This is a genomic window from Streptomyces sp. ATLC9 (assembly GCF_057196705.1).
Genome location: NZ_JBXUOY010000317.1, coordinates 1 through 5,445 on the forward strand (window position 1 = coordinate 1; position 5,445 = coordinate 5,445).

Annotated in this window: 4 protein-coding genes and 2 pseudogenes; 4 read left to right on the plus strand and 2 right to left on the minus strand. The window is 69.1% G+C overall.

Features of this window, described 5'->3' with window-relative positions; genetic code table 11:
* Positions 1-106 precede the first annotated feature (106 nt).
* Positions 107-346, minus strand: coding sequence for a hypothetical protein (locus AC2CJA_RS23480; RefSeq protein ID WP_484604677.1), 240 nt, complete (start codon positions 344-346; stop codon positions 107-109).
* 98 nt (positions 347-444) lie between these two features.
* On the opposite strand from AC2CJA_RS23480, the pseudogene AC2CJA_RS23485 reads away from it, so the two are divergent.
* From AC2CJA_RS23485 to AC2CJA_RS23495, 3 genes and pseudogenes are all read left to right on the plus strand, one after another.
* Positions 445-927 (plus strand): annotated as a pseudogene (locus AC2CJA_RS23485) (DUF6233 domain-containing protein).
* An 87-nt stretch (positions 928-1,014) separates the two neighbouring features.
* Positions 1,015-1,755 carry a hypothetical protein gene (locus AC2CJA_RS23490; protein WP_484604678.1) on the plus strand — a complete coding sequence of 247 codons (741 nt, stop codon included), beginning with the start codon at positions 1,015-1,017 and terminating at the stop codon, positions 1,753-1,755.
* A 24-nt stretch (positions 1,756-1,779) separates the two neighbouring features.
* A pseudogene (locus tag AC2CJA_RS23495) lies at positions 1,780-3,073 on the plus strand (IS256 family transposase).
* Here the strand turns inward: AC2CJA_RS23495 and AC2CJA_RS23500 are convergent.
* On the minus strand, positions 3,067-3,567 hold the full coding sequence (locus AC2CJA_RS23500) for a winged helix-turn-helix transcriptional regulator (protein WP_484604679.1): 501 nt from the start codon (positions 3,565-3,567) through the stop codon (positions 3,067-3,069). The pseudogene AC2CJA_RS23495 and the gene AC2CJA_RS23500 sit on opposite strands and share 7 nt — an antisense overlap.
* A gap of 86 nt (positions 3,568-3,653) precedes the next feature.
* On the opposite strand from AC2CJA_RS23500, the gene AC2CJA_RS23505 reads away from it, so the two are divergent.
* Positions 3,654-4,913, plus strand: coding sequence for an MFS transporter (locus AC2CJA_RS23505; protein ID WP_484604680.1), 1,260 nt, complete (start codon positions 3,654-3,656; stop codon positions 4,911-4,913).
* Positions 4,914-5,445 lie beyond the last annotated feature (532 nt).

Consider the following 5,445-nt stretch of genomic DNA (forward strand, 5'->3'; position numbering starts at 1 on the left):
TGGTCAATCTGGCGCAGACGCCACCAGGCAACAGCCCGACACAGCCACTACCGACGACGATCCGTCGACGAACCCGCTGGATAGATCACGAAACCGCACTGGAGTACTAGAGGCGCTTCTGCGGGGTCGTCGGCGTCCCGGCGCGGTAGCGCTCCACCGTCCGGCGCGAGACGCTCAGGCGCTCCGCCAGAGCCTTGGTCGACCCCTTCGACCGCGTGAGAAGGAATTTCACCTGAGCCTTTGCGGATTTCGGCGCGGGTCGGGTGAACACCTTTCGCTCCGCCCGCGTGAGGGCCTCCAGGACCTTGCCGCGGCGCGGGGCCGGCTGCTGCTCGTCATCGCTCATGCGGACCAGTCCGCCATGGCCAGCCTGTGGACAGAGGCCGGTGCCCGCGCAGGTCGCGCCGGGCGTCGCGTCCCGGCGTCCGTCCGTACGGTGGGAGCATGACGACGTCCTCCGCCCCCGAGCCGGTGCCGGTGCCCATCCGGGTGCTGCTGCCCAGGGATCAGGAGGTCGTCGCCCACCTGTGGTCCCGGCGCCAGGTGCCCGACGGCTGAAAGTACGAAGTTGGCCTACTGGCGTACCGAAACGGCCCCGGGGACTCGATGGAGCCTGCCGAGTACCGGGTCTGGGTGCGCGCTCCGGGCCACGTACGGCCCGTGGCACCGATTACCTGAAGTCGCCCTCGCCCGCCCAGGAGGCGCTGGGGTCGCGGCGGCCGTCCGGCTGGGTACTGGCGAAGGCCGGCGACCGCGGGCCCGGCCGGGTGCGAAGAGGCACCGGCCGGAGCGCCGGTGCTGCCGCTGGACCGGGCACTGGATGCAGCCGAGCAGCCGGGTGTACGGCTGTGCTCGCTGTGCGGCGCCGCTGCCAAGCTGGACCCCGTCCTCAAGGGCCTCGAGTACGGCTTCGAGAGCGGCGAATAGACCCGTACTCGCGTATTTGTACGATTATTCGCTTCCACGTGCGAGTACGCAGGGGACGCTGTCAGACTCCGCTGCCACCATCCGGGCATGGCCCAGATCAGCCCCCGGCTCGCCCGCACGTACTTCGCGGAGATCTCCGCCGCATCCGCCCTCCCGCTCGACCCGGACGACTTCGTACACATGGTGCGGCGGCGCCAGCACGGCCACGTCGTCATCGGCGACATCGCGATCCGCTGCTACAAGAACAGGTCGAAGTGGACGTACGACGAACGGGACATCCGACGCGCTGCCCAGGCATTCGCTGACTTCCGCCTGGACCCCGGCGACGTCGTCGAGTTCCACGTGCCGCCCTACCGCGAGCGTGACGACCAGGACCCGGAGGAACGAGGGCGAGCCGACTGGCGGGAGACGATCGCCTCCTGGATGTACTGGCACGCCCGCCACAGACACCAGGAGCAGCGGCACTACGACGACTGGAACGACAGCTGGCAACGCATCGGTGCCCACGGGCTGTCCGGTGACCTGACCTGGGAAGAGTTCACCGCGGCCTACAGCGGACGCCGCCAGAACATCGCCAACACCCAGCCGCTGGAGCTGATGACCTGCTCCGGCGGCAGCCTGCTCTTGCCGAGGGCCTACGCCGAGCTCCTCGACCGGTGGGAGCAGGTGACGGAGGACCTGGTCGCCCGTGCCCGGACCTGTAGCCGCTGCCGCAACCAGGGCCCGCGCTGGGGTGCATGGCGCACGCCAAGCCCCCTCGGCTACGTCACCCTGTGCCCGCCGTGCTCGGGAGCCACCTTCCAGGGGACTGTAAAACGTTCGGTGTAACTCCTGAGCAAGGAAGATGCATCGATGACCAGTGAGAACGTGACCGAGACCGAGACCGTCAAGGCCGTCGAGCCGCAGTCGGCGAGGGGTGTGGACAACCAGCTGATCGACGAGCTGGTGGGCCGCGCTCAGGCCGAGGGCCTGCAGCTGACCGGCGAGGGCGGGCTGCTCCAGCAGTTGACCAAGCGGCTCCTGGAGTCCGCTCTCGAAGGCGAGATCACCGACCACCTCGGCTATGGCAAGCACGACCCGGCCGGGAAGAACGGCGGCAACAGCCGCAACGGCACCCGGGCCAAGACCGTGCTGACGGACGTCGGCCCGGTGGAGATAGCCGTGCCCCGCGACCGCGAGGGCAGCCTCGAGCCGAAGATCGTCAAGAAGCGGCAGAAGCGCCTGACCGGCGTGGACGAGATGGTGATCTCGCTGTCCGCGAAAGGTCTGACGACCGGTGAGGTCCAGGCCCATCTGGCCGAGGTCTATGGCGCCGACGTCTCCCGGCAGACGATCTCCACGATCACCGACAAGGTCATGGACGGCATGGCCGAATGGCTTCAGCCGGCCCCTGGACGCCGTCTATCCGGTGGTCTTCATCGACGCGATCCACGTCAGGATCCGCGACGGTGCCGTGGCCAACCGGCCGATCTATGTGGCCCTGGCCGTCACCGTCGAGGGTCGGCGGGACATCCTGGGCCTGTGGGCCGGCGACGGTGGAGAGGGCGCCAAGCACTGGATGCACATTCTCACCGAGCTCAAGAACCGCGGCGTGAACGACGTCCTCATGCTCGTCTGCGACGGGCTCAAGGGCCTGCCCGAGGCCGTGGAGACCGTCTGGCCGCGAACGACCGTCCAGACCTGCGTGGTCCACCTGCTGCGGAACTCCTTCCGCTACGCCGCCCGCCAGGACTGGGACAAGATCGCCAAGCTTCTCAAGCCGGTCTACACCGCGGCGACCGAGGAAGCCGCACTCGAGCGGTTCGCCGAGTTCGCCGACGCGTGGGGCAAGAAGTATCCGGCGATCGTGAGGCTCTGGGAGAACGCGTGGGAAGAGTTCACCCCGTTCCTCCGGTTCGACACCGAGATCCGCCGCATCGTCTGCACCACCAACGCCATCGAGTCGGTGAACGCCCGCATCCGGCGAGCGGTCAAGGCCCGCGGCCACTTCCCGAACGAGCAGGCCGCGTTGAAGTGCGTCTACATGGCCATCATGTCGCTGGACCCCACCGGCAAGGGCCAGGCCCGCTGGACCATGCGCTGGAAGACCGCCCTGAACGCCTTCGACATCACCTTCGACGGCCGTCTGTCGGCAGCCCGTCAGTAACCCTCAACAACCTTGGTTACACCGCTCGTTTGACAGACCCGGGTCTTCCGCACGTGGGTGGTGTCGGCGTCGAGGGGGGTGCCGTCAGTGGTGATCGGTGTGATCTCCGGGACCGGGGCGCCGTGCCGGTCGACGAGGGTGGAGTGGGTCTCGCCGGGTGCGAAGGCGTGGCGTTCCCCCCACTGGCGCAGGGTGAGGATGACGGGGAAGAGGGCGTGGCCGGCGTCGGTGAGTATGTACTCCCGGCGGCGGCCCGACTGTGCGGTGCGCTGGGCGAGGAGTCCGTGAGCGGTGAGCTTGCGGAGGCGGTCGGTGAGGATGTTGCGGGCGATGCCGGTGCGTCGCCGGAATTCGGTGAACGATCGTGCTCCGTCCATCGCGTCGCGGATGACGAGAAGACTCCACCGGTCGCCGACGAGGTCGAGCGTGCGGGCGACGGGGCAGTCGGGGTCGGTCCAGCCGGTGTCCGGGGCGCGCCCGGTGCTGCGTGACATGCCACCTCCCATAGGTTGCGGATTGAAACCATCATGCCGTACCGTCGGATCAGTTGCAATTTGCTACCGATTGGGGTTGGGGCGTAATGGACGTATGGCGGCGACTGCTGCTCGCAGTGGTGTGTGGTGTCGCTGTGGCGAGCATCTATGCCGCACAGCCGGTTCTGGAGCCGATGGGGCGTGACCTCGGCGTGCCGGCAGAACTGGCGGGATGGATCGTCGCGACCGGACAGTTCGGCTACCTGGCGGGACTGGTGCTGCTGGTACCGCTCGGTGACGTGGTCGACAGACGTCGGCTCATCGCCGTGCACCTGGCGATCACCGCAGGGGGAATGCTCCTGACGGCCTCGGCGTCAGCCGCGTGGGCGGCCTTCGCGGGACTCGCGCTGGCCGGGGTGTTCGCGGTCGTGGTGCAGACCACGGTGGCCTACGCCGCGTCGGTCTCGGAGCCCGCCGAACGCGGACGGAACATCGGTGTCGTGACCTCGGGAGTCGTGGTCGGCATCCTGGGCGCGCGGGTCGTCACCGGCGCGCTCGCCGACGTGTGGGGCTGGCGCAGCGTCTATGCCGTGCTCGCGGCGCTGTCACTCGGGCTCGCGGCCCTCGTCCTCGCCGCACTGCCGCCGGAGGAGCGTCCCGGCCCGCCCACGGAGTACCGGCAGGTTGTCGCCTCGCTCGGTGGACTGTTCGGGCAGCGCCTCTTCCTGACACGCGGGCTCATCGCGTTCTTCCTGTTCGCGTCCTTCGGAACGCTGTGGAGCGGACTGTCCCTGCCGCTGATGGACACACCGTGGCAACTCAGCGAGAGTCAGGTCGGACTGTTCGGCATCGCCGGACTGGCCGGCGCACTCGGCGCGGCACGTGCCGGGCGGTGGGCGGACGCAGGGCGGGCGGTCCCGGTCACCGGCCTCGCGCTCGCCCTGCTGGTCCTCTCGTGGGCGGCGATCGCGCAGCTGCCGTGGTCGCTGTGGCTCCTCATCGCCGGCATCGTGGTCCTCGACTTCGCGGTCCAGGCCGTGCACGTGAGCAACCAGCACCTGCTCACCACCGCGCATCCGGAGCGCGTCAGCAGCGTCATCGGGGGCTACATGGTCTTCTACTCACTCGGCTCCGCTCTCGGTGCGGCCGCGACCACCGCCGTCTTCGCTGCCGGCAGCTGGGCGGGATCCAGCCTCCTCGGGGCCGGGTTCGCAGCCTGCGCGCTGGCCGTCTGGGCGGCCGACAGGCGATCGCACCGCGGCGGCGCGAACCTCCGGTCCGAGAAAGCGAGGACGCACCGGGCGCGGGAGGGGGCGCGAGAGGCTGAACAAGCCGTGCAACCGGTGAACGACTTCAGGGTTCCCTGACCGCCCCCTTGCCGTCGTCGAGGCCACTGCCCGCCAGGCGCGCCGGGTGACCCAGACCCAGGGTGCATCCGCGGCCGCCGGTCCGCTCCGTGAAGTCAACCGTCCGGTCGGGCTTGAACGCCGACTCCGCTGGCCCTCGAACCCGAGCCCACTGATGGGTGAGGAGAGCGCGGCGGAGCCCCTCGGGAATGAGAGACCCTTTGCGGCCTGCCCGGACAGAGCTTCCTGTAGGCGGTACCAGGAAGAGCGGCAAGAGCCCTGCGGAGGGGGAAAGCCGAGGCGGGCTGGCAGAGGACCCGGTGTTTCCGCGCAAGTGCCGGTCGGTGATATTCGAGGGAATTATTGAGCGGGAACTGGTGGGTTGCTTGTTCGTTGATCGGGTGTGGTCGAGGTTGGAGATGCGCGGCGGTTGATGCCTGCGGAGCGGGAAGTGGTGCGACTGCGGGTGGTGGCCGCGCTGGAGTCCGGTGCGGTGCGTACCTACCGGCAGGCGGCCGAGGTGTTCGGCGTCTCGGAGCGGTCGGTGGGCACC